Source organism: Rhizobium sp. RCC_161_2, from assembly GCF_041355235.1.
Lineage (GTDB): Bacteria > Pseudomonadota > Alphaproteobacteria > Rhizobiales > Rhizobiaceae > Rhizobium.
Genome location: NZ_JBFUPL010000005.1, coordinates 325,851 through 349,986, shown reverse-complemented (window position 1 = coordinate 349,986; position 24,136 = coordinate 325,851). Strand labels below are relative to the sequence as shown.

Annotated in this window: 21 protein-coding genes, 1 tRNA gene and 1 pseudogene; 13 read left to right on the top strand and 10 right to left on the bottom strand. The window is 61.1% G+C overall.

What is annotated here, in order from left to right; all coding sequences use genetic code 11:
- Positions 1-65: 65 nt before the first annotated feature.
- Positions 66-1,145, bottom strand: coding sequence for a glycoside hydrolase family 5 protein (locus AB6803_RS16190; RefSeq protein WP_371109829.1), 1,080 nt, complete (start codon positions 1,143-1,145; stop codon positions 66-68).
- A gap of 209 nt (positions 1,146-1,354) precedes the next feature.
- On the opposite strand from AB6803_RS16190, the gene AB6803_RS16185 reads away from it, so the two are divergent.
- Both AB6803_RS16185 and AB6803_RS16180 read left to right on the top strand, forming a co-directional pair.
- On the top strand, positions 1,355-3,025 hold the full coding sequence (locus AB6803_RS16185; RefSeq protein WP_371109828.1) for a GNVR domain-containing protein: 1,671 nt from the start codon (positions 1,355-1,357) through the stop codon (positions 3,023-3,025).
- A gap of 217 nt (positions 3,026-3,242) precedes the next feature.
- Entirely contained in the window at positions 3,243-5,231 is a 1,989-nt protein-coding gene (locus AB6803_RS16180; RefSeq protein WP_371109827.1) for a polysaccharide biosynthesis protein, read from the top strand.
- A gap of 16 nt (positions 5,232-5,247) precedes the next feature.
- Here AB6803_RS16180 and AB6803_RS16175 read toward each other — a convergent pair.
- From AB6803_RS16175 to AB6803_RS16165, 3 genes and pseudogenes are all read right to left on the bottom strand, one after another.
- Positions 5,248-5,433, bottom strand: a pseudogene (locus AB6803_RS16175) (transposase); the annotation flags it as partial.
- A complete protein-coding gene (locus tag AB6803_RS16170; RefSeq protein WP_371109826.1) occupies positions 5,430-5,867 on the bottom strand; it encodes a VOC family protein in 438 nt (145 codons plus the stop codon). The pseudogene AB6803_RS16175 and the gene AB6803_RS16170, both read right to left, overlap by 4 nt.
- A gap of 219 nt (positions 5,868-6,086) precedes the next feature.
- Positions 6,087-6,917, bottom strand: coding sequence for a glycosyltransferase family 25 protein (locus AB6803_RS16165; RefSeq protein WP_371109825.1), 831 nt, complete (start codon positions 6,915-6,917; stop codon positions 6,087-6,089).
- 291 nt (positions 6,918-7,208) lie between these two features.
- On the opposite strand from AB6803_RS16165, the gene AB6803_RS16160 reads away from it, so the two are divergent.
- The 6 genes from AB6803_RS16160 to AB6803_RS16135 all read left to right on the top strand — a co-directional run bounded on the left by AB6803_RS16160 (position 7,209) and on the right by AB6803_RS16135 (position 13,136).
- A complete protein-coding gene (locus tag AB6803_RS16160; RefSeq protein WP_371109824.1) occupies positions 7,209-7,541 on the top strand; it encodes a hypothetical protein in 333 nt (110 codons plus the stop codon).
- A gap of 193 nt (positions 7,542-7,734) precedes the next feature.
- On the top strand, positions 7,735-8,895 hold the full coding sequence (locus AB6803_RS16155; RefSeq protein ID WP_371109823.1) for a Gfo/Idh/MocA family protein: 1,161 nt from the start codon (positions 7,735-7,737) through the stop codon (positions 8,893-8,895).
- Between the two features lie 13 nt (positions 8,896-8,908).
- Complete coding sequence (locus AB6803_RS16150) at positions 8,909-9,793, top strand: carbohydrate ABC transporter permease (protein WP_371109822.1); 885 nt, start codon at positions 8,909-8,911, stop codon at positions 9,791-9,793.
- Entirely contained in the window at positions 9,790-10,647 is an 858-nt protein-coding gene (locus AB6803_RS16145) for a carbohydrate ABC transporter permease (protein ID WP_371109821.1), read from the top strand. Before AB6803_RS16150 ends, AB6803_RS16145 begins: the two co-directional genes overlap by 4 nt.
- A gap of 37 nt (positions 10,648-10,684) precedes the next feature.
- Positions 10,685-11,914 carry an ABC transporter substrate-binding protein gene (locus AB6803_RS16140; RefSeq protein ID WP_012650801.1) on the top strand — a complete coding sequence of 410 codons (1,230 nt, stop codon included), beginning with the start codon at positions 10,685-10,687 and terminating at the stop codon, positions 11,912-11,914.
- An 85-nt stretch (positions 11,915-11,999) separates the two neighbouring features.
- The gene (locus AB6803_RS16135) at positions 12,000-13,136 is read left to right on the top strand and encodes an ABC transporter ATP-binding protein (protein ID WP_371109820.1); all 1,137 of its coding nucleotides are present in this window, start codon (positions 12,000-12,002) and stop codon (positions 13,134-13,136) included.
- Between the two features lie 197 nt (positions 13,137-13,333).
- Here AB6803_RS16135 and AB6803_RS16130 read toward each other — a convergent pair whose 3' ends face one another.
- From AB6803_RS16130 to AB6803_RS16120, 3 genes are read right to left on the bottom strand one after another with little or no spacing between them, the layout of a single operon-like run.
- Positions 13,334-14,437, bottom strand: coding sequence for a D-TA family PLP-dependent enzyme (locus AB6803_RS16130; RefSeq protein ID WP_371109819.1), 1,104 nt, complete (start codon positions 14,435-14,437; stop codon positions 13,334-13,336).
- A gap of 1 nt (position 14,438) precedes the next feature.
- Positions 14,439-15,914, bottom strand: a complete 1,476-nt coding sequence (locus tag AB6803_RS16125; RefSeq protein ID WP_371109818.1) for a M81 family metallopeptidase — start codon at positions 15,912-15,914, stop codon at positions 14,439-14,441.
- A gap of 11 nt (positions 15,915-15,925) precedes the next feature.
- Positions 15,926-16,411: a hypothetical protein gene (locus tag AB6803_RS16120; RefSeq protein ID WP_371109817.1), complete on the bottom strand. Its 486-nt coding sequence runs from the start codon at positions 16,409-16,411 to the stop codon at positions 15,926-15,928.
- 111 nt (positions 16,412-16,522) lie between these two features.
- Between AB6803_RS16120 and AB6803_RS16115 the strand changes: the two genes are divergently transcribed.
- From AB6803_RS16115 to AB6803_RS16095, 5 genes are all read left to right on the top strand, one after another.
- Entirely contained in the window at positions 16,523-16,912 is a 390-nt protein-coding gene (locus tag AB6803_RS16115; protein ID WP_371109816.1) for a RidA family protein, read from the top strand.
- Positions 16,913-16,938: 26 nt separating this feature from the next.
- Positions 16,939-17,802 carry a MurR/RpiR family transcriptional regulator gene (locus tag AB6803_RS16110; RefSeq protein ID WP_007692643.1) on the top strand — a complete coding sequence of 288 codons (864 nt, stop codon included), beginning with the start codon at positions 16,939-16,941 and terminating at the stop codon, positions 17,800-17,802.
- 24 nt (positions 17,803-17,826) lie between these two features.
- Positions 17,827-18,603 carry an SDR family oxidoreductase gene (locus AB6803_RS16105; RefSeq protein WP_371109815.1) on the top strand — a complete coding sequence of 259 codons (777 nt, stop codon included), beginning with the start codon at positions 17,827-17,829 and terminating at the stop codon, positions 18,601-18,603.
- Positions 18,604-18,630: 27 nt separating this feature from the next.
- Positions 18,631-20,550 carry a beta-N-acetylhexosaminidase gene (locus tag AB6803_RS16100; RefSeq protein WP_371109814.1) on the top strand — a complete coding sequence of 640 codons (1,920 nt, stop codon included), beginning with the start codon at positions 18,631-18,633 and terminating at the stop codon, positions 20,548-20,550.
- A 133-nt stretch (positions 20,551-20,683) separates the two neighbouring features.
- Positions 20,684-20,998: a hypothetical protein gene (locus AB6803_RS16095; protein WP_371109813.1), complete on the top strand. Its 315-nt coding sequence runs from the start codon at positions 20,684-20,686 to the stop codon at positions 20,996-20,998.
- 68 nt (positions 20,999-21,066) lie between these two features.
- Here AB6803_RS16095 and AB6803_RS16090 read toward each other — a convergent pair whose 3' ends face one another.
- The 3 genes from AB6803_RS16090 to AB6803_RS16080 all read right to left on the bottom strand — a co-directional run bounded on the left by AB6803_RS16090 (position 21,067) and on the right by AB6803_RS16080 (position 23,982).
- Positions 21,067-21,927, bottom strand: coding sequence for a WcbI family polysaccharide biosynthesis putative acetyltransferase (locus AB6803_RS16090; RefSeq protein WP_371109812.1), 861 nt, complete (start codon positions 21,925-21,927; stop codon positions 21,067-21,069).
- Between the two features lie 454 nt (positions 21,928-22,381).
- Positions 22,382-22,468: transfer RNA gene (locus AB6803_RS16085), tRNA-Leu, on the bottom strand.
- Between the two features lie 92 nt (positions 22,469-22,560).
- On the bottom strand, positions 22,561-23,982 hold the full coding sequence (locus AB6803_RS16080; protein ID WP_371109958.1) for a phosphomannomutase: 1,422 nt from the start codon (positions 23,980-23,982) through the stop codon (positions 22,561-22,563).
- Positions 23,983-24,136 lie beyond the last annotated feature (154 nt).

Here is a 24,136-nt window from a genome sequence, read left to right as displayed (position 1 = left end):
TCTCTGGCCGTGGGCACCATATCAGGCCGGTGATTCGCGGCAAAGCGCCGGGTGCCCACCGCCCGTCAGTTTGCAGGCTTGATAAGGGCGCATGTCGGGGCCAGTGAGGCCTTCTTGTTCAGTCCATCCGCCAGAACTTTCATCTGCGGCTTATCACTGCCGTTATGCGGCTGGACATTCAGCGGCTCGTCCGGCGCCCACCAGTCGCCGGCCGCCCAGTAGCTCCAGCCGAGCCAGACGTCGCTGTTGGTGTTCATGATGCCGAGGACCTGTTTGAGGCCCGCAAGGCAGCCATCATTGCCGGCCACGCCGAATTCGCCGAGAAAGCCGCGCTTGCCGTTCTTGCGCAGCCAGTCGGTGACGTCGTTCATACCTTTGCTGGCATTGTCGGTGCCGTCGCAGGCCGGATGCGTACCGGAGCTGTCCGCATCGAGATATTGATGGAATTCGAAGGCGTAGAAATCGAGCGGATCCTTGACGCCGAGCATGACCGTGCCGTTTGCGCCACCGCCAAGGACGTCGGTGGACCAGCTATGCGCGCCGGTCCAGTTCGTGCCGGGCACGAGGATGAGGTTGCGGGCGCCGACGGTGCGGATGCTGCGGATGGCGGTATTGGCCGCCTCCAGCCAATCGGGCGCCTTGATATCGTGCGGCTCGTTCATCAGGCCGAAGGAGACGCCCTTGCGATTGGCGAACTCGACGGCGAGCCGCGCCCAGAAGTCGCCGAAGGCGAGATCGGTCGTCGGCATCTGCGGGAGCTGGATCTTGTCGTAGTAGCCGTAATTGTGCGGATCGAGGATGACGGCCATGCCATGCTTTTGAATGAGATCGACGGCATCCTTGAGGCTTTGTAACTCCTTTCCGTCGAGCGGCTGGTTCAATACGGGCTGCAGCCGCTCCCAGCGAAAGGGCAGGCGCACCACGTTCATCCCCTTGCCCGCGAAATAGCGCACGGTGTCTTCGGAAGGGTAGATGTAATTGGTGCCGAGCACGCCGCCACGCTCGCCATATTCGGCGCCGGAGAGATTGATGCCGCGATAGCAGAGCTGCGACGCGGCAAGGCTGGTGCTGGCCTCCGCGAGGACGGCGAGCATGACCATGGCCGCGAGCGATCGGCGCAGCAGTCTCGTTATCGATCCGGCCATTGCAAGCTCCCGTTCTTCTCGTCGCCTGGAGGCCTGCTTCATAGGCCTGTCCGGTTGAATATTGATGAAGAGGGGCACTTTTCCGGACCTTGCCGACATTTGCCGGGGGACTTCCTGGTGGTGTCCTTAATGGTCCGTTAGCCAAACATTTCTAAACTCCCGGCATCTGCTGCGCGGGATCCGTACAAGCGGGTCCCTGGAAGTTTGGTATGAGCTCATTGGAACGAAACAAGCGATCGAGCCACTTTCCGAGTTGGCGCAGCAACGAGCCGTCCGAAGGGCAGGGCGAAGGCTTGCGCTTGCGCGGCCCGGTGCTGCGGCCGCGGGATTTCGTCCATGAGGTCCAGCCCGTTGCCGCTGAGCCGCCGGCCGATGCCGTAAAGCCGGCAATCCCGGCGCATCCGGAACCGCCGCATGCGATCGAGCCCAGGCCGGAAGCCGCTTTGCCGCCGGAATCTCAGCCGCTCGTGGCTGCCGCGATCCCGGCTGCCGAGCCGATTGTCGTTGCGCCGCAGGCGGCTCCATCAGCGCCCGTTGCCGACACACCGCTTCTCGACCTGCGCTCCGCCGTCCGTTCGATCTGGGCGAAAAAGCGTCTCGTCCTGGCGCTCGCCGTGGCCGGAGCCGTGCTAGGGGCGGCCGCCATTCCGATGTTGCCGCAGAAATTCACGGCTGAAACCAGCCTCTATTTCGACCCGCGTCAAACCGGCGGCGGTGATTCGTCCCAGTCTCCGCCGATAGCGCCGGAACTGATCCTGACGATGATCGACAGCCAGACGCAGATCCTGTCCTCCGGTAAGGTGTTGGGCCGGGTCGTCGACGCGCTGAAGCTCGATCAGGATCCGCAATTCAATGGCGGGGCGAGCGGCGACGCGGCGAAATACATGGCGGTAACCGTCTTGGCGAAGGCCGTGCAGATTGCCCGCGAGGCCAGCACCTACGTCGTGTCGCTGAAGGTGACGACGCGCGATCCGCAAAAGTCGGCCGGGATCGCCAACCAGCTTGTTACATCCTTCATCGAGGAGGAAGGCAAGGCGGCGGCGAGCAGCTATCAAACCAGCAATACCGCGCTGGATGGCAGGCTCGAGGATCTGCGCGAGCAGGTGCGCGCTGCCGAAAAGGCGGCCGAGGCCTATCGTGCCGACAATGATATGGTCGCCGTTGCAGGCAACCTGATGTCCGACAAGCGCCTGACCGCGCTCAACGACATGCTGGTGGTGGCGCAACAAAAAACGATCGAGGCGAAGGCGCGCGCCGATGCCGCTGACAGGCTGAGCTTTACGGACGTCGTGTCCAACGGCCCTTCCGCCACGGCGACGGCCGCCTCCACGCCGCTCAGCAGCCTGCGCCAGCAATATGCGGTGCTTGCCGCCAATGTCGGCAGCCTGCAAAGCCAGCTCGGCGCCCGTCACCCACGCCTGCTTGCCGCCAAATCCTCGCTCGATAGTCTCGCGACAGAGATCCGCAGCGAATTGCAGCGGCAGACGACCTCGGCACGAGCCGATTACGATCAGGCGCAGAAGGCCGAGCAGGATATCGCCAAGGAGCTGGCGGTGCAAAAGGCATCGCAGGTAAATACCTCAGGCAAGCTGGTCGGTCTCAACGAACTCGAACGCAAGGCCGCAGCCGCTCGCGATGCGTACCAGGCGCTGTTGAAGCGATCCGGTCAGACCAGCGACGCCCGGGATCTGTCACAGAGCAATATCCGGGTTATTTCCGAAGCCGAGCCGCCGCTGACGGCGGACGGGCCGAGCCGGAAGGTCATGATGGTGGCGGGGTTGATCGCCGGTGCCTTGTTCGGCATGGGGCTCGGCATGGCCTTTGCTATCCTCGCCGGCCTGTTCCGGCATCCGGTCATTCGCGGATATCTCGGGAAGTAACGTTCGTTGCCATCTTTTTGCGACAAGTGCCTGTTTCAAGATCAGAGATGCAATTGCGCGCCGGCTGTTCTAAAAGTGAATGGACGCAGAGAATGATTGCATTTTTCTAATGGAAGCATAAAGACAATCATACTGTGTCGTGCAATGCGTGATGGTGCAATTTATGCGAGAGAAGCGGTATGCTGGTCCGTCGACCGGCGCCAGGGGAAATTGACCGATGGTGCCCGCGGATAAGCTTGTCCTGCCGTTCCTGGCGCTGCCGCGTTCGACGAAGCGTGCGCTGGCGCTGCTTGTTGACGCCAGCCTCTGTGTGCTGACCGTCTGGTTTGCCTATTGTCTTCGCCTGGACGACTGGGTGATTCTCGAGGGCGTCGAATGGCTGCCCGCCATCGTTTCGCTGCTCGTCGCCATCCCGATCTTCATCGTCCTTGGCCTCTATCGCGCTATTTTCCGTTACGCCGGCATGTCGGCGTTCATGACCGTGGTTAAGGCGGTGGCGATCTATGCGCTCGCCTTCATGACCATTTTCACGGCGATCAGCGTGCCCGGCGTGCCGCGTACCGTCGGCATTCTACAGCCGCTCCTGCTGCTGATTGCCATCGGCCTGTCGCGCATGTGGACGCGCTACTGGCTCGGCAATGCCTATCAGCGGCTCCTGAACCGCAACCAGCTCGGCAAGGTGCTGATCTACGGCGCCGGCGCCTCCGGCCGCCAGCTTTCCGGCGCCCTTGCCAACAGCGCCGAACTGAATGTCGTCGGCTATCTCGATGACGACCGGAATCTGCATGGCAGCATCATGGGCGGCCTGCCGATCTACGATCCGACCGATCTGCCGGCGCTGGTGGTCTCCGGTGATATCAAGGGCGTGCTGCTTGCGCTGCCGAACGCGTCGCGGCAGCGCCGCAATGAAATTCTGGAAAGCATGCGCAAAGCGCGTGTCACCGTGCGCACCATGCCAGATCTGACGGCGCTCGCCCAGGGGCGCGTCGCCGTCTCCGATCTTCGTGAACTCGACATCGAAGACTTGCTTGGCCGCAACGTGATCGCGCCCGATCGTGCTCTCATCGACAAGAACATCCACGGCAAGGTCGTCATGGTGACCGGCGCGGGCGGCTCGATCGGCAGCGAACTTTGTCGTCAGATCCTGAAGAATGGCCCCTCCTGCCTGCTGCTCGTGGACCAGAACGAATTCGGGCTCTATGCCATTCATGGTGAGCTGGAAAAGGCGGCGGCCACGCTTGGAAATGGCGATATTCGCATCATTCCTTTCCTGGCGTCCATTCGCGATGACCGGCGGCTGAGGCAGATCATGGAGGCCTGGCGGCCGAAGACCGTCTATCATGCCGCCGCCTACAAGCATGTGCCGCTTGTTGAATACAATCCCGTCGAGGGCATTCGCAACAATGTGCTGGGAACGCTGACCACCGCCGAGGTGGCGCGCGACTGCGGCGTTGAGGACTTCGTGCTGATCAGCACCGACAAGGCCGTGCGCCCGACCAATGTCATGGGCGCCAGCAAGCGGCTGGCCGAGATGGTGCTGCAGGCGATGGATGCGGATCGCAAGCCCGGCGCCGCCGGCACCAATTTCGCCATGGTCCGTTTCGGCAACGTGCTCGGTTCGTCCGGCTCCGTCGTGCCGCTCTTCCGCCAGCAGATCCGCGACGGTGGCCCGATTACGCTGACGCATCCCGATATCACCCGCTATTTCATGACCATCCCCGAGGCATCGCAGCTTGTCATCCAGGCCGGCGCCATGTCCGGCGGCGGCGACGTCTTCCTGCTCGACATGGGCGAGCCGGTGCGCATCGCCGACCTCGCGCGTCGCATGGTGGAATTGTCCGGCCTGACGGTCAGGGACGAGGACGAGCCGGACGGCGATATCGAACTGGAGATCACCGGCCTGAGGCCGGGCGAAAAGCTCTACGAAGAGTTGCTGATCGGCGACAATCCGCAGGCGACGAGCCATCCGCGCATCATGCGGGCCAAGGAGGATTTCCTGCCCTGGCCGGAACTGTCGAAGAAGCTGGCTGCTCTTCAGGCGGCGCTTGACGAAAACGACGTGCCGATGGCGAGGGGCCTGTTGCAGAAACTCGTGTCCGGCTACGCCCCGAGCGGCGAAGTGGTCGACCTCGTCTTCCGCGAGCGGGAGATGGATCTGCCCCTCGACGAGCCGAATTTCGACCACATTGCGCGATTGTCGCCTTAGGGCCCGTTTGAGAACGTCAGTGGCTGATACCTCGGAGCAGAAGACTGCCTATGGCGACATGGAGATGGCTTCCGAGACGTCGATGCGGGTCTCATAGTCGCGGACAAGGCGCCGCCATCGTGTCATCCAGCCAAAAGGTCCGCTCGACGACCCAGCGTCCCGGCAGAACATTGACCCCAGGCTGGCCTTTGATGCGCCTCAGCTGAGTTCTTGCGCGAGTCCGATGAGCAGCCCTTCAGGCCCACGGATGTAACAGAGCCGATACGCGTCTTTATATTGGACGACTTCGCCGACGAGCTGCGCGCCGCGCGTACGGAGCCTTTCAAGCGTCTCGTCGATGTCATCAACGGCGAACATCACGCGGAGGTAGCCCAGGGCATTGACCGGGGCGTTCCGGTGATCTGCGACGACGGGCGGTGAGAGGAAGCGGGAGAGCTCGAGCCGACTGTGGCCGTCCGGTGTGCGCATCATGGCAATCTCGACACGCTGATCGCCCAGTCCAGTGACACGTCCGGCCCATTCTCCTTCGACCGTGGCCCGCCCTTCGAGCTCGAGGCCGAGTTCGCGAAAGAACTCAATCGCCCCTCCGAGGTCTTCGACGACGATACCTATGTTGTCCATCCGCTTGAGCGCCATGCTTCCAATCTCCAAGGTGTCGCCTGGTCCAACAACGGACGCTTGAGGTGTCCCCGACACCGGCGGCCATCGAGGCCCGATTCGCTGCTGTCCACATCAGAAGCCTGAATCATGGATCGCCTCAAACCGGCCCCGTTTTCAAACGCTCCATCCTGTTGTGTTGACGCAATTCCGCACGGAAAACCGCCGGACACTTTTCCTCGAATGCGCTAGGTCTCGTTATTCCCCCGGAGCCGCTTGGGGCTTGGCCTTGATCGCATAGTGCCAACGATGAAGCTGATCGCAGGCGCGGAACCAGTAGGCTGTTGCCCGTAGCAGGAAATGCCGCTTCACGGCGCGGTAATGCACGCGCTTGCCGATCGTCGTATCAGAGCGATGCGGGCTGAAATCCGCGACGTTTTCGAGAGTGGAGAAGGTTTCGACCCCGGTTGACCAGCCGCGCTCAAGGGCGACGTCATAGGGCAGAAGCATCGGTTTCAGCGTGACCAGCAGCTTTTTCGCCGCGGCGCGGTTGACGATGTAACAAGCAGCCGACCCTTGCGGCCCATGCATGCAGCGGCCGACTGTGTCATTTTCCGTGGTTTCCGATAGCGGCTTGAAACCGACCAGCCGATGGTTGACGAGCTTCACCAGCCGTGCGCCGCAAACGCTGTCCATGGCCGACAGCGCGCGTGGGACCAGCCTTTCATTGAGCTCGACATCATCTTCCATGATGATGGCCCTCTTGTCACCGCTGTCGATGAACTGCTGAAGGGCAAGCAGATGACTGCGGTAGCAACCATATTCACCGGCCAACGGCTTGCGACCGTTGTGATAGACGAATTGCTGCGGCTGGAAATCGAGGCGGTCGCCTTCCAGAATCTTGGCTCCGTCTATCGCGGCAACCCGCACGACATTCAGGTCATATCGAGCTGCCTGCCCGCGTAATCTCTCCCAACGCTCATGCGAGCGATCGAGATTGATGACATAAATGCGGACCTGCTGAGCCAAACTGTCTGCGCCGAGCGCTTGCGCATGTTCGATGATCCGATTGGCCTGATCGAGAATCATCTTTACTCCCACAAATAGAAATCCCGGCGATAATAAACTATAGCGACAGTGCTGATATTATATAACAAGGTTCTCACCTTTCTCAAACTCGGATTGTACGGCAATTTCACATGCTGAGGTAAAAGCATTCTCATCGCCGTAACGTATCGTGAATAACCCGTTGTTCACGTATATGTTCCCGAGGCCGATTTTCCCGACCCGCCCGTTGGCGTGTTGCGCGCGCGACATTATATTCAAGCGACCTACGCGGCCGTCGTCGCGTTTGCGCATGCGGAAGGATTGTAGGACGTCATGTGGACCATATCGAAAATCGTCATTGCTGCCTTGCTCCTTGCAAGCGCCATGCCGGCTATGAGTTTCGCTGACAATCCGCTGCTTCCCAAGCCCTACGTCCGCCCCGTCTATCCCTACAGGAATCTGCCCGGGGTGACCGCGCCGAAAATGGCCGAGGACGAAAAATTCCAATGCCGCACGACCACCGTGCACGTTCGCGATTTCCACGATGGCATTTTCTGGCGGGGCCTGCCGCGTCTCGGTTACGTCTGCGAGCAGAATGGTGTCATATCCGAGAGCACCAGCAAGCCTAACTATCAATACTGGCAGTACAATGGCCCGGACAGATGATCCGTCATCGTGCCGAAATAATCGGCAGAAGCATCAAATCTGACGCAAGCGGTCGCCTATCGCCTGCGCAGCTTTTTGCGTGACTCTGAAAATAAATTTCATCTTTTTGACTATTTTACCGAAGCTCGTTGACGAATGCGAAAATTTGTCTCAAGCTGACGAAAATAAATTACGTCGTGGGAACGATACGAGTATGCGAGTGGGAATTATCGGGCTCGGATTCCGTCTGGGATATCTGGGCTATGTTTTCAAAGCGATCGACGAGAATTTCGAAATCGCGGGTTATGTTGATCCGGAGCCGGCGGGCCTGCCCGGCTTGATCGAACAGGGCATTTCGGCCGGCAAGGCCTATGCCACTCCCCAGGAGCTGATCGCCAACGAAAAGCTCGATTTGCTGATGATCGGCTCGCCGAACCATATGCATCTCGATCACATTCGCATCGGCCTTGAAGCCGGTTTGAAAATTTTTTCCGAGAAGCCTGTGGTCACCACCATCGAACACAGCATCGAGCTCGCCCGGCTGATGGCGAAATTCGGTCATGAGCAGCTCACCGTCGGTCTCGTGCTGCGTTATGCGCCGATGTATCGTGACCTGCTGGCCGCGCAGGCCGAAGGAAAGCTCGGCAATATCGTGTCGATCGAGGCGTCCGAGCATATCGAGCCCTATCATGGCGCCTTCTTCATGCGCGACTGGCGCCGTTACGAGCATTATTCCGGCAGTTTCATGCTGGAGAAGTGCTGCCACGACCTCGATCTCTATAATGGTGTGATCGGAGCGCGGCCGGAGCGTGTCGCTAGTTTCGGCGGACGAAAGAGCTTCATCCCGGAAAACGATCCCGCCAAGGAGGGGATCAATGACCTGGAGATGTTCCATCGCAAGCCGAGTGGCTGGATGGGGTCGGACAAGGTCTTCGACAGCGACGGCGACATCATCGATTACCAGGTGGCGATCGTCGAATATGCCAATGGTGTCGGCATGAATTTCCATACCAATATCAACGTGCCCGACCAATTCCGCCGCTTTGCCATCATGGGCTCGCGCGGCATGGCCGAGGGCGATTTCATTCGTGGCTATTTCAACGTCCATGAAATGCTCACCGGCAACAAGGTGATCGAGAAGACATACGCGACACGGACGACGCTTTCCCAGCATTACGGCGCCGACGAACAGATGGCCGCCGACATCATGGCGCATGTGAGATCCGGTCTGCACCTGCCGGTTTCGACCCTGAACGCGCTGGAAGCTGGAATTCTGGCGCTGTCCATGGACGAGGCGCGCATGAAAAAGACGGTCGTGGACCTGCGTCCGATCTGGGACAGGTTCGACGAAGCGCTGCATTCTCGAGCTGCATAGAGAGGGGCGCAAGATGGGTGTTCAACGCAGCACGGTCATCTTCGCCTGGCTTCTGCTCCTTCCGGCTGTCCTCTACGTCCTCGTCATCGTCGCCTATCCGCTGGTCGACACCGTCATCCTGTCCTTCACCGATGCTTCGCTTAAGAAGGTGACGAACTGGGTCGGCTTTGAAAATTATGCGAAGATTTTCAACGACACCTTCGCCTCGGTCATCGTCCGGACCTTCATCTGGACCTTCTTCTCCGTGTCGATCAAGATGATCATCGGCACTTGTGGCGCAATGCTTTTGAACGCGGCGGTCCCCGGCCGGGCGCTGTTCCGGGTATTGACCATGCCGCCCTGGGTCGTGCCGATGGCGATCGGCATCTTCATGTGGGGTTGGATGTACAACGGCCAGTTCGGGATGATTTCCGGCCTGTTGCAGCGCTTTGGCCTCGTCGACAGCCCGGTAGCCTTTCTTGCCTACGGCAGCACGGCGTTTTGGGCAACGATCATCACGGACGTCTGGATCGGCGTGCCGATGGTGACGCTGTATATGCTGGCGGCCATGCAGGCGATCCCGCAAGATCTCCATGAAGCCGCCTGGACGGATGGTGCCGGCCGTTTCTATCGCCTCCGCCGCATCACACTGCCGCTGATGGTGCCCTCGATGGTCACCATGTCGATGCTGTCGCTGATATCGACCTTCAATTCCTTCGACATCATCTGGATCTTGACGCGCGGCGGCCCGAATGGCGAGACGACGACGATGATCATCGACACCTATCGCACGGCGATCGGGTCGTACAAATATGGCGAAGGCTCGGCCCGCGCGGTGCTGATCTGCATCTTCCTGTCGCTCTTCTGCCTTGCCTATTTCCGCCTGACCAGCCGCTTTTCAGCAGGAGCCAAGCGATGAGCCAGCGGATGATGATCAATCGCTACAGATGGTATGAGCTTGTCGGCATCTATGCCGGCATCCTGCTGTTCCTGACCTTCGTTCTCGCCCCCTTCGTCGAGGGCTTTCTGGTGTCGCTGAAGCCGCTCAGCCAGCTTTTTTCGTCACCTTACCGCTTCATTCCTGAAAACGGGTCGTTCGAGGCCTATCGGACGATGTGGACCAGCGTGCCGGGCTTCGGCTGGTATATTTTCAATTCCTTCCTGATATCGGGCACGATCACCATTATCGTGCTGGTACTTGCGGTGCCGGCGGCCTATGCCTTCGCCCGCTTCGAGTTCAGGGGGGCCGGCCTGCTGCTTGGTGCTTTTCTTGCCGTCAAGATGTTCTCGGGCGCCGTCCTTCTGATCCCGCTGTTCCGGCTCATGCGTTCCTTCGGTGTGCTCAACACCTATTTCGCCATGATCGTACCGGGCGTGGCCTTCATCATCCCGACCGGAATCTGGCTGCTGCACACCTATATGCGGCGCATTCCCCGGGAGCTCGACGAGGCCGCCTATGTCGACGGTGCGAGCCAGCTTTATACGCTACGCCGCGTCATCCTGCCGATCGCCATGCCGGGCATCGTCGTGGTGGCGATTTCCTCCTTCATCGAGGCCTATGCGCAGCAATTCATCTATGCGCTAACCTTCAATTCGAAGACCGAATACATGCCGCTGCCGGTTGGGTTGTTCGCCTATTTCGGCCGGCAGGAGGTCGTCTGGAACGAACTCATGGCTGCAAGCTTTGTCGGCATCGCGCCGGCGCTGGTCGTGATCTTCTTCCTGCAACGCTATCTCGTCAGCGGGCTGACCGCCGGCGCGGTAAAGCAATAAGCTAGACAACAACCACTAGAAAAAGGGGAGCTTAAACGTGACAATCCATATCAAAACAGGGCTGTTCGCCCTTGCTTTGCTCGGCTCCACTGCGCTTGGCGCTGTGACAGTTCAGGCCGCCGACAAGGAGATCAGCTGGATCTATTGCGGCGACAGCATCGATCCGATCCATGTGAAATATATCAAGCAGTGGGAAGACAAGAATCCGGGCTGGGCGGTCAAGCCGGAAGTCGTCGGCTGGGAGCAGTGCCAGGACAAGGCGACGACGCTGGCCGCAGCCGGCACGCCTGTCGCCATGGCCTATGTCGGTTCGCGCACGCTCAAGCAGTTTGCGGAGAACGATCTTATCGTCCCGGTCCCGATGACGGATGCGGAGCAGAAGACCTACTATCCGGGTATTGTCGGCACCGTGACCTTCGATGGACAACAGTGGGGCGTGCCGATCGCCTTTTCCACCAAGGCGCTCTACTGGAACAAGGACATCTTCAAACAGGCAGGTCTTGACCCGGAAAAGCCGCCGACCACCTGGGCCGAGGAAATCGCCGACGCCAAGGTGATCAAGGAGAAGACCGGTATCCCCGGCTACGGCCTGTCGGCCAAGACCTTCGACAACACCATGCACCAGTTCCTTCACTGGGTTTACAGCAACAACGGCAAGGTGATCGACGGCGACAAGATCGTGCTCGACAGCCCGGAAGTGCTGGCCGCCCTGCAGGCCTATAAGGACATCACGCCTTACTCCGTCGAGGGGGCGACTGCTTACGAGCAGAACGAAATGCGCGCCATCTTCCTGGACGGTAAGGTGGGCATGCTCCAGGCGGGCTCGGGCGCTGCCTATCGCCTGAAGGAAACGAAGATCAACTGGGGCGTAGCACCCTTGCCGCTTGGCCCAGCGGCCAAGGGCCATGGGACGTTGCTCATCACCGACAGCCTTGCCGTCTTCAAGGGCTCGGGCGTCGAGGACAAGGCGATCGAATTCGCCAAGTTCATCACCTCTCCCGGTCCGCAGGGCGAGTATGAGCTACAGGGTGGCGCCGGCCTCACGCCGCTACGTCCATCTCCGCAGGTCGACGAGTTCGAGAAGAAGGACCCCTTCTGGAAGCCGTTCATCGACGGCATCAGCTATGGCGGTCCAGAGCCCTTGTTCAAGGACTATAAGGGCTTCCAGAACGTGATGATCGAGATGGTCCAGTCGGTTGTCACCGGTAAGGCCGAGCCGGCGGCCGCCTTGAAGAAGGCGGCGGCTGATCTCGAGCAGTATAAGTAAACCTTGCAGATCGTCGGGCCGCGCGCATCGCGCGCGGCCTTTCGAGCCCTGCCCGCCCTATGGCGGCGCCGTGCGGAGACAGAGTTTGGGACAGCTTCACCTTAATCAGGTCAAGAAATTTTACGGCCATTTCGAAGTCATCAAGGGCGTCGAGCTCGATGTGACCGATGGCGAGTTCATTGTCTTTGTTGGCCCGTCCGGCTGCGGCAAGTCGACCCTGCTGCGCATGATCGCCGGCCTCGACGACGTCACCAGCGGCGACATCATGATCAACGGCCAGCGCGTCAACGACCTGCCGCCGGTCAAGCGCGGCATTGCCATGGTGTTTCAGTCCTATGCGCTTTATCCGCATATGACGGTGTTCGAGAACATCGCCTTTCCGCTGCGCGTCGAAAAGATGCCGGAAGACAAGCTGAAGGCCCGCGTCGAGCACGCCGCCCGCATCCTGCATCTCGACCAGCGCCTGCAGCAGAAGCCCGGCATGCTGTCGGGCGGCCAGCGCCAGCGCGTTGCCATCGGCCGGGCGATCGTCCGCGAGCCGAAGATTTTCCTGTTCGACGAGCCTTTGTCGAACCTCGATGCGGCGCTGCGCGCCGACATGCGTATCGAACTTGCCAAGCTGCACCGTCAATTGCAGGCGACGATGATCTACGTGACCCACGATCAGGTCGAGGCGATGACCATGGCCGACCGCATCGTCGTCCTCAATGCCGGCGAAATCGCCCAGACCGGCGAGCCGCTGGAGCTATATCATAAGCCGGCAAACAAATTCGTCGCCGGCTTCATCGGCAATCCCAAGATGAACTTCCTGCCCGTCATCTGCAAAGGTGTCAGCGAAGCGGGCGTCGAGGTCGATTACAAGGGTCAGACGGCGCTGCTGCCGGTTGCGCCGCGCGACGGCGTGATCGGCAAGGAGCTGACGCTCGGCATCCGGCCGGAGCACATACAGCTTGGCGACGGCGATATATCCCTGACGATCATGCCGTCTGTGATCGAACGTCTCGGCGCGCAGACGGTCGCCTATGCGGCGCTGGAAGCGGATAGCGGCGAGAATTTCTGCGCCACGCTGTCCGGCAGCATCGCCATCCGCCCGGAGGTGCCGCTCAAGACCGGCATCCGCGCCGTCGATTGCCATCTTTTCGATGAGGACGGCGTGGCTTTCGAACGTCGCGTCGAATTGACCGATATCGATATGGGGCTGTTGAGTCCGGTCGCCTCTTGACGAGAGAGCGGTAAGTCAGGGGCCATCCTCGTGGTTCGAGGCCCCGCCGCCATCGCCAACGCTCTGGCGACCGGGCACCTCACCATGAGGATGGAGCCGGCTGTCCTGTTCGGCGCAAAAGATCAGCCCTCACCCTGAGGGCGGGAGCGCAAGCGACCCTCGAAGGGCGAGGGCGGGTGAGACGCGCCCGGAAAACCTTACCAGACCAGCCCACGCGCCGCGACGTCCTCGACGCGGGTGACGATGCCGTCGCGGTGGAAGACCATGCTGTCGAACAGGTTGGACACCACGCAGGTGTGGTTGGGAATGATGCGGACCTTGTCGCCGATCTCGGGGCGCGGGCCGGTGCATTTCGAAAGGTCGATCACGCCATGCTCTTCCGACAGGCCGGTGATGACAGCCTCGGGATAGCCGACGACGACGCCGTGGTCTGAAAAACCGAGGAGATCGGAGGTCAGTGCCTTCGAGCCGGCATCGATGACGGCGCGGTCCGGCGTCGGGCGCGAGACGACGGTCGCGAGGATATGCATGGCGCAATCCTCCTCGCGGCAATGGCCGGCGCGCACCATGGAGCGGTCGTTGTAGATATAGGTGCCGGCGCGGTGCTCGGTGGCAGCAGGCACCAGATGCGCGTCGAAAAGGCTCGGCGAGCCGCCATTGCTGACGATGGCGCATTCGATGCCGTCGCGCTTCAGCAGCGAGATGGTCTCGGCCAGAAAGGCCTGGGTGTCAGCCGCGCTGTTCGGCTTCGGATAGTTCATCAGCCCGCCGAAGACGAGGCCGGGCTTGCCGGCAATATGTCTGGCGAGAGTTGCGGCTGCCTCCGGCGACTGCACGCCGCAGCGCCCTCCGCCCGTATCGCATTCCACCAGCACGCTCAGCGGCTTGCGCGTCGCGAACCATGCCGAAAGTCCGTCGACGGTGTATTGGCTGTCGGCCACCACTTTCAGCTCGGCGATGCGATCGTTGAGCGCCGATAGGCGGGCAAGCTTTTCAGGCCCGATGATATTGTAGGTGATGAGGATATCCTCGAAGCCGGCATCGGCGAAGACTTCGGCCTCGGTGATCTTCTGGCAGTTGATCCCCTTGGCGCCCGCCGCCACCTGGGCGTTCGCCAGCGCCGGGATCTTGTGGGTCTTGATATGCGGCCGGAAGTTCAGCCCATGCGCGTCCATGTAGGACTGTACACGAGCGATATTGCCCGCCATGCGGTCCTCGTCGATGATCGGGCGCGGCGTCGAAATGTCCTCGATACGATCGCCCGGCTTGGGGCTGATTTCCGAGACGATGTCATGTGCCATGTCAGGCAACTCCCTCTTTTGCCGCGTGCGGATCGGCAATCATCGGCCAGATATCCTTTGGCGCGCGACGATAGGGCGTGCGCGCCGGATTGTTCGGATAGGGCGTTCCGGCCGAGCAGTAAAGGATTTCCGAAGCGATCTTCGAAAAGGAGGCGTAGAAATGGTTGGTCGACTTGATCACCAGGATCTTCTTCTGCGTGGGGTCGATGCCCATCACCGAGAAAAGCGTGGGATCGAAGCTCTGCGCCCGCGTCGAATTGAGGATGATGTCGATGCCGTCGAGTTCGATATGGGCCGCGTCGCCGAAGGGCGCGAAGCTTTCGCCGAAGCGCATTTCGGCATTGGCGACAAGGCGTACGATCTTGACGATGCCGTCGATCGGATGGCCGGTGCCCGGCGCCGATTTCGCGCCGAAGCGCAATGGTATCTCAGCGCCTTCGCCGGCGGCCATGCAGATCTGCACCGCCATCGGATCCCAGATCGTGCCGATCGCCGTGTCACGGGCACCCCGGTCGAGCAGTTCCTGAAGGATAACGGTGGCGTCGCCCGCCGTGCCGCCACCGGGATTGTCCCAGAGATCGGCGATGACGACCGGCCACGAAGTCGCGGCCATAGCCTCTGCCACCGCCTGCTTCTCGTCGATCTGCGGCATAATGAAGGTGCCGCGTTTCGAAAAGAGTTCGAGGCCGAGATCGCGGGCGAGAGCAGAGCCCTTATCCGGCTTATTATCGGTGACGACCAGCAGCTTCGTACCCATTTCCGGGACATCGCCGGCCATGAAGCCGTGAATGACGGAGATCGACAGGATATCCTTGTCGGCCTCTTCCATGGCGATGATCTTGTCGACGAAGGAGCGCATCGGCTCGCGCGAGGTCGGGAAGACATCGATCATTCGGCAATCGAAGACGGACATGACCGGCTTCACGCGGCCCTCCAGCGTATCGACGGCGATGCGCCAGAGATCCTCGGCGCGATCGACGAAGTCCGTATGGGGGAATTCCTTGAAATAGACGAGGAAATCCACCGCCGCGAGGCGCTTCTTCGTCAGATGACTATGCGGGTCGAGTTCGGCGCAGACAAGAATATCCGGCCCGACGATCTCACGGACGCGCGTGAGGAAATCACCCTCGGTGTCCTCATAGCCATCGGCGACCATGGCGCCGTGCAGGCCGAGCACGACACCGTCGACCGGCAGGGCGGCGCGAAGCTGGTCGAGGATTTCGTCGCGCAGATCCTCGTAGGTCCGGCGGTTTACCAGGCCGGCCGGATCGGCCCAGGCGGCAGTGCCCTCGATCAGCTCCCAGCCCTTTTCGGCGGCAGCCCTGCGACCGACCGTGATCGGAGCGGAGCAGAGCGTCGGCGTTTCCGGATGCGTGCCCGGCGGCGCATAGAGGGAGGCCTCGAAGGCGCGCCGGTCGACACAGATCGGAGAAAATGTGTTCGTTTCGGTCGCGAGCACCGCAGTGAAAATGCGCAACGCTGTCGCCTCTATTCCATCGGATTCGGCAGGTAACCGGTGAAGCCCGAGATCTTCCAGCGGCCCTCATGCAGGCGGCAGTAATAGAGTGTCTGCCATTTCAGCACGTCGACGCCGCCATCGGCCTTCTTCAGGCTGCCGTCGAATTTCTTGCGCACCAGCGCCGTCTCGCCTTCGATCTCGATATCTTCGAGCGTCGTGGTGGTGAAAATGGCGGTGCGGGGGTCCTCGGCGAAGGACTGGCTCGCGAAGTCCTGCGCCTGGCGCAGCCATTCGTCGCGATAGGCTGATAACGTCGGAAAGGCGAGGCGCCATTTGTGCGGGCTGATCTCGCGGCGGCCGTCGATGCCGATAAAGCCCTCCTCGACGAAATCATGCGCCACCAGCGACCAGTCGGCGGCGAGAAAAGCGTCGATGTCGCGCGGCACAAGCATCTCCCAGATTGCATGGCGAGCGGTATCGTCGGTAGGGAAGGGATTTTGGAAAGGATCGCGCATTGGGCCAGCCGTATTTAAATTCTTTTCATAAATTACGATTTTCACTGGCCAAATTCCGCTTTCTATGGTCACTTGTCAACGTATCAAGAAAATAATTTGCAGGAATGGAAAATGTCCATCAAGCGTTATGGCTCCGGCCAGACGGGTGCCGGTGGTAAGCCGTTGCCCTTCGCGCGTGCTGTCGAGGCCAATGGCTGGTTGCATGTCTCCGGCCAGGTCGCCATGGAAAATGGCGAGATCATCGATGGCGGCATCGTCGCCCAGACCCACAAGACGATCGGCAATGTCATCGCCATTCTCCAGGAGGCCGGCTACGGCCTGGAGCATGTCGTCCGCGTCGGCGTCTGGCTGGACGATCCGCGCGATTTCTGGAGCTTCAACAAGATCTATCAGGATTATTTCGGCGCTCATCCGCCGGCGCGCGCCTGTGTGCAGGCGTCGATGATGGTGGATTGCAAGGTGGAGATCGATTGCGTCGCCTATAAGACACCGGACGCTTAGGACACACCACGACAGGGGAGGGGCCGATGGATATTTTCACGACCATGCAGGAGGAGAGGGCGCGGCTTTCGCAATCGGAAAACCGCATCGCCGATATCGTCCTCAACGACTTCGAATTCGCGGTCAACGCCTCCATCATCGAGCTCGCCGGCAAGGCGGATGTCTCGCCGCCGACCGTCACCCGCTTCTGCCGTCGGCTCGGCTGTGACAGCTTTTCCGATTTCAAGGTCCAGCTCGCCCGCACCGCCTATGTCGGCATGCGCTATATCCGGCCCGAGCCGAAGAGCATAGCACCGGCTGATGTCGCCCAGGACATCATTACCAAGGCGCAGAATGCTCTCTTCCTGCTGCATCGTGGACTGGATATTCCGGCCATCGAGCAGGCGGCGAACCGGCTGGCCGGCGCCGAGATGATCTATGCCTTCGGCTCCGGCGGCAATTCCTCGATGATCGCCAGCGAATTGCAGAACCGGCTTTTCCGCCTCGGCCTTCGCGTCACCGCCAGCTCCGATCACAGCATGCAACTGATGATGGCCGCCGCCGCCAAGCCGGCGGACGTGCTGATCGGCTCGTCCTTCTCGGGCCGCAATGCCGAACTGGTGCGCGCCTTCACGCTGGCGCGCGAGGCGAAGGTGCCGACGATCGCGCTGACGCAGAGCCAGAGCCCGGTGGCGCTTGCAGCCGACATCACCGTGCCCGTCGATCTGCCGGAAGGCGACAATATCTATCGGCCGACATCGACGCGCATTGCCTATCTCGCGGTCGTCGACATTCTCGCAAGCCTGGTCGCCTACCGCATCCAGCCGCAGGCGACAGTGACCTTACGCCGCATCAAGCAGCAGCTCGTTGCCCATCGGGACGGCGACGACCGCCAGCTCCTCGGCGACTAAACCCTATTAAAGAGGAAGAGCCACATGAGCAGATCCGTCGCCATCGTCACCGGAGCCGCCGGCGATATCGGCCGCGCTATCGCGAGGCGCCTGGCGGATGACCACGATATCGTCCTGCTTGCCGATATAGACCCCGCCGCCGCTGAAGCGGCCGCGCGCGAGCTTGGGCCGGTGGAACGCTTCGTTGCCGTGAAGGTCGACGTCACCAGTGAGGCCGATACCGCCGGTATGGCGAAGGTTGCGGCCGGGCTGGGCGTGGTCAGGACGCTGGTCAACAACGCGGGAGCGGCACGCGCGGTCAGCCTGCACGATACGACGCCGGAGATTTGGCGTGCTGATAATGCGCTTAATCTGGAGGCGGCCTTCCTCTGCTTCCGCGCCGTCGAGGACATGCTGAAGGCATCGAAGGGGTCGCTGATCAACATCGCCTCGGTCAACGGCATGGCTGTCTTCGGCCACCCCGCCTATAGCGCGGCCAAGGCCGGGCTTCTGCATTTCACCCGGCTCGTCGCGGTCGAATACGGCAAGTTCGGCATTCGCGCCAACGCCGTAGCCCCAGGCACGGTACGAACGCAGGCCTGGGAGGCGCGTGCCAGTGCCAATCCGAATGTCTTCGAGGAGGCGCGCCGCTGGTATCCGCTGCAGCGCGTCGTCGATCCCGCCGATGTCGCCAATGCCGTGGGTTTCCTGGCAAGTCCGCTCGCTGCGTCCATCACCGGCGTCTGCCTGCCGGTCGATTGCGGCCTGACGGCGGGGCAGGCGGAGCTTGCCCACACATTCTCACAGTCCGACCACTATTGAACGCTCGTTATTATAAAGGGAACAGACATGCAGCCGGCTTCCTATCATCTCGAACACACCTGGTCTCCCGAAGGCGGTCCGAACGGCCGCCTGACCTTCACGCTGATCAATCTGTCGGATGCGCCGCTTACGGGGTTTAGCATCGTCTATACGTCGCTGACGCGCGTCATCGATACCAAGGCGTGCGACAATGCCGTTTTCCTGCGCCGCAACGCCAATTTCCACGAATTCGCGCCGCCCGCTGGCCTGTCCGTTGCGCCCGGCGACAGCTGGACCTTCAGCGTCAGCGGTTTGCACCGCGTCGCGAAGCATTGCACTGATGGCGCCAAGTCCGCCTATCTGACGCTTGCCGATGGCAGCCATGTCGACGTCTCCATCACCGATCTCCTGCTCGAAGGCCGTGTCAGCGAGCCGCCGCCGGTGCTGCTGCCGGAGGGCAAGCTCGACCTGCCCTTCGCCATCCAGCCCTGGCCGGCCTCGATCGACGTCAAGCCGGGCGAAGACTTTCCGGTCGCGCTTTACCCCGCCAAGGGAACGGACGGCGCCAGCCTGAAGGCCGTCGCGGCGGCGCAGGCGCTCTTCCAGCGCCTGTTTCCCGTCAATCACACCCCGTTCAGCCTCATCGCCGTGCCACAGGGAAGGCCTCTGCGCTTCGTCGAACGGCCGGCCCTTGCCAAGGAAGCCTACGAGCTCTCTTTCTCGTCCAGCGAGATCGTCCTTGCCTATTCCGCCGATGCCGGCCGCCTCTATGGCCTGACGACGCTAGCGCAGCTTCTGGATGGTGCACGGCGCGAGCCGGGCAAATTCCGCTTTCCGGTCGCCGGCACGATCTCCGACCAGCCCCGCTATGGCTGGCGCGGCTGCCATCTCGACGTCTCCAGGCAATTCACGCCCAAGGATGATGTGAAGCGGCTGATCGATATCCTCGCCTGGCTGAAGCTCAACATCTTCCATTGGCATTTGACCGACGACGAAGCCTGGCGGCTGGAGATCAAGGCCTATCCGGGGCTGACATCAATCGGCGTACTGCGCGGCCCGGACGAACCCCTGTTGCCGCAGCTCGGCAATGGCGCCGAACCGGTCGGCGGCTTCTATACGCAGGATGATGTCAGGGAAATCGTCGCGCACGCGCTGGCGCTCGGCGTCGAGGTCGTGCCGGAAATCGACATTCCCGGCCATAGCACCGCCGCCCTTGCCGCTCTGCCGGATCTAACCGACGGACAGGAGGCGCCGGAAAGCTATCATTCCGTCCAGGGCTACCCCAACAATGCCCTCAACCCGGCCATCGAGCTGACCTATGAATTCCTCGGCAAGGTGTTCGACGAGATGGTCGAGCTGTTCCCCTCCGAATATCTCCATATCGGCGGCGACGAGGTGGCCAACGGTTCCTGGCTCGCTTCGCCGATGGCGCGCAAGCTGATGGAGCAGGAAGGCATCTCGGGCACCTTCGCGCTGCAATCCTATTTCCTGAAGCGGGTGAAGACGATGCTGACCGAGCGCGGCCGCAAGCTCTCCGGCTGGAACGAAGTCGCCCATGGCGGCGGCGTCGGCACGGAAGGCACGTTGCTGATGGCCTGGGAGAAGCCGGAGGTTGGCATCGAGCTGGCGCGCGAGGGTTATGATGTGGTGATGACGCCCGGCCAGGCCTATTATCTCGACATGGTGCAGGCGGAAGCTTGGCAGGAGCCGGGCGCGAGCTGGGCTGGCACCGTGCCGCCGGCGCATACCTATGCCTATGAGGCCGAGGGCGATTTTCCCGATGAGCTGAAGGATCGGTTGAAGGGCGTGCAGGCCTGCATCTGGCAGGAAAACTTCCTGTCGCGCGCCTATTTCAACCGCCTGGTCTTCCCGCGCCTCCCGGCCATCGCCGAAGCCGCCTGGACGCCCAGGGCGGGCAAGGACTGGCAGCGGTTCGCGGCCATCGTACCGCTCAGCCCGAGCCTGTAGCCCGGTTCTCGAAAGCATGGCGCTGCCTGCGACATTGTGGGCAGCGCACGATACTGTCACAAAAATGATATTGGATACGTAATAGTAGGGTGCTTCCAATAGCGAAGTCTATGACTGAAAAGAGGAAGCTCCCATGAAGAAGATTATGTTGGTTGCGGTATTCGGATTGTGCGCCTCGAGCGCGATGGCGATATCGCGCTATGACACCCCGTCCATGAGCTGCGCGGCCGTGCACGACAAGATCGCCCAAGAGGGTGAGGTGGTGTTGCAACATCCCTCCAGCACCGTCAGCAATCTGACGGTCTACGATCGCTATGTGTCGAACTCGGCGGCTTGCGTGAACCGGGGCATCCCGACGAAGGCATCCGTGCCGACCTCCGACGACCCGAGCTGCAAGGTACAGCTTTGCGCGCCGGCCACGGGCAAGGGGCATAATCGCAAGGGCTGATATCGGATTTTATCCTTGGGATCGCCGTTGAGGCGCTCCCAAGGAGGCAAGCGGGCGGACGGGTGTCGTTATCCGACCGCCTCGGCGATTACGGCCTTCACCTGCGCATATCGGCCCCGAACCGATTTCTCGATATGGAGCGTGCCGGCGGGAAAGCGCGAATAGCTGGCGAAGCTGAGATCGATGAATGTCTCTAGTGAGATGAGGCGGTATTCGTTATGCATCTTGAACAGATAAGATCCTCGCGCCCCGAATGTCTCGGCAATTTCCGGATAGACCGGATAGCATGGCCCCTTGAGAAGATTGTCCATCGGCACGATGCCGCCTTCGAACGTCTGAACGCCGAGGCGCTTCATGAAGGCGCGCGCAATATCATAGACGCAATGAATCTTCGGATGGTTCACCGAATACATGAAGGAATCGCCGCGAGACCAGTTCCGGAACGCGGATGAAATATCCAGCCCATGCTGCGCGAAATTGTTGATAAGATCCGTGCGCTCTTCTTCCCAGCGCGTCAGGAAGCCGCATCGTTCAAACACATCCCGCCGAAACAGTTTGCGGGTTGCTTCTGCGGACAATCCGGCCTCATAAGCGGCCAATACGATCATTGAGTGATACATACTCATCGGCCCATCGAGCGGACCGGCTTGCTCCGAAAAAGCATAACAGACATCGGGGTGATAAGCGTCGAACTCTATCGAGGGAATGATGTCGAGATTGCGCGCGGCCGTGAAATCGAAATCCATGGTCTGGAAATACGGATGGATGATCACCCTGAAATATTCGGGCAAGGTTGCCCTGTATTTTTCGATACCATGCTTGAACGCATAGACGTCAACCGCTTCGATATGGAACTTTGGATTGAGCAAATTCAGGGAACTTGCAAGTCCAAACGTCTGGCAATTCGAAAGCAGGAGCCATGTCTCCATCTAATCTGTCCTAAGCTTTTATTTTTGAATAAATTTCCTGCGCTGTGAGGCCGATTTCCTGCATCGGCGCGGCCAGCCTGAAGAGGAGGCGTATAGACGTTGTGCGCAACTATGTTTTTGCGACCTTGGCCTGTCTATATGAATAGCGTCATGGATGGGCAATTCGCGGCATGGGGCGTGCCTCAGACCTCAATGGACGTGCCAATATGCATGGCGATCCCGTGTCGGGCATGGAGCGGCACATGGAAGATGCGAAGGCTGACGGATCTGCTCGGAGAGACGGTCGGGCAAGCGGCCGACGCAATTTCGCGCAGGCGCCCGGAACCGCTGTCCTGGGCGGATATAGTGATGCTGTTCGGGGGATTGTCATCGAACTCCGTCTCGCCCCCGAAGGGGAATTTATGCGACAAAATTCGATGAAAGAACCAACGAAATCAACGTTGGAAAAATGGAATGGTGCCCAGAAGAGGACTCGAACCTCCACACCCTTTCGGGTACCAGCACCTGAAGCTGGCGCGTCTACCAATTCCGCCATCTGGGCGACGGACACGCATGTAAGGGGGTGGCTCTCCGGTGTCAACAGGGTTTTTGAAGTTTTCGTGTCAATCTGGAAAAAAGCGGTTGAAGCCCGGCCTATGCCCGGGCTTTCGCCCAGGCACGGATGAGGCCAAGTCCCTGTTCCAGCAGGGCCTTTGCTTGGTTTTCTCCCGCTGCTTCGACATAGCAGCGCATTTCCGGCGCATTTCCGGAGGGGCGGAAATGGATGATGCGGCCATCGGCAAGCGTCACCCGCAATCCGTCGATATCGCTCTTCGACGCCACACCGGCGACGGGCGCCAGGAAGCTTGCGAGATTCGCGTCGGAGGCGCGCAGATAGGCCATCAGCGCGGCGCTGGTTTCGACCGGAAAATTCTCCAGCCGGTCGGCGGCGGCGAAGGGCAGGCGGTAGCTGTTGGCAACCGACGAGAGCGGCCGTTTGGTGCTCGCGGCGGCGTAAAGCGTCGCCAGAATCGGCAGGAAGCTGTCGCGCGTTGGCAGGGCGCGTACGGGCTGGCCTTCGATGATGAAGCGGCTGGCCGTCAGCGTGCCGCCATTGGCCTCGAAGCCCATGACATTGGTCTTGCCGGCCGCCACGGCCTCGTCCATGCCGGCGATGACATAGGGTGAGCCGACGCGGGTGCGGGTGACCGAATAGGAACCCGCGGCCTCGATGCCGGAATTGGAGGTGACGGGCGTCACCACGACCTCCGCTCCAAGGAAATTCGCCGCGATCAGGCCGAGCAGGTCGCCGCGTAGCGGCTCGCCGGTTTCGTCCGCGACCAGTGGCCGGTCACCGTCGCCATCGGCCGAGACGATCGCATCCAGCCCATGTTCCGGCGCCCAGCCCTTCAGCAGCCGGACGGTATCCGGAGAGACCGCCTCGGTATCGACGGGGATAAAGCTTTCGGAGCGGCCGAGCGGCACGACGTGGGCGCCGTAGTGCGCGAGCACCAGGCCAAGCAGGTCGCGTGCCACCGTGCTGTGCTGATAGACGCCGACGGTCAGGCCGGAGAGGCTATCGGCCGGCAGCAGGCCGGTATTGCGCTCGAAGAACAGCTCCTCGGTCTCCGCCGTGCGATCTTCGCCGATGCCGGGTGTTTCATCCAGGCTTGCATCACCGATCGCCGCGGCCTCGGCACTGATCGCCAACTCGTCCTGCTTGTCGATTTCGCCGTCCGGGCGATAGAATTTGATGCCGTTGCGGTCGGCCGGAATATGCGAACCGGTGATCATCAGAGACGCGGCCTTGAGCCCCAGCCCGTAAAGCGCCAGCGCCGGTGTCGGCAGCGTGCCGCAATCGACCGGCGTGAAGCCGGCACGCTTCAGCGCGCCGATGCAGGTGGCCGAAATCGACGGGCTGGAATCGCGGAAGTCCCGGCCGACAAGAATGAGATCGCCGGGCTGTGCCTGGCCGCTTTTCAGCAGATGGCGGGCAAAGGCCGTAGCATAGAGAGCCGACGCCCGTCCCACGAGATCCACTGACAGGCCGCGAAGGCCGCTGGTGCCGAATTTCAAGCTGCTCACGTGCAATCTCCTCGTAATCTTTGCGCTTCTTATGAAACAAGCCGAGAAAAGGATCAACTGATCGATGAGGGCCAAATGCCTCCCATTGCGGCACTGGTTTTGTTTGGGGCGAGGACCCAAATACAAAGACGAGCCATTGAAGAGG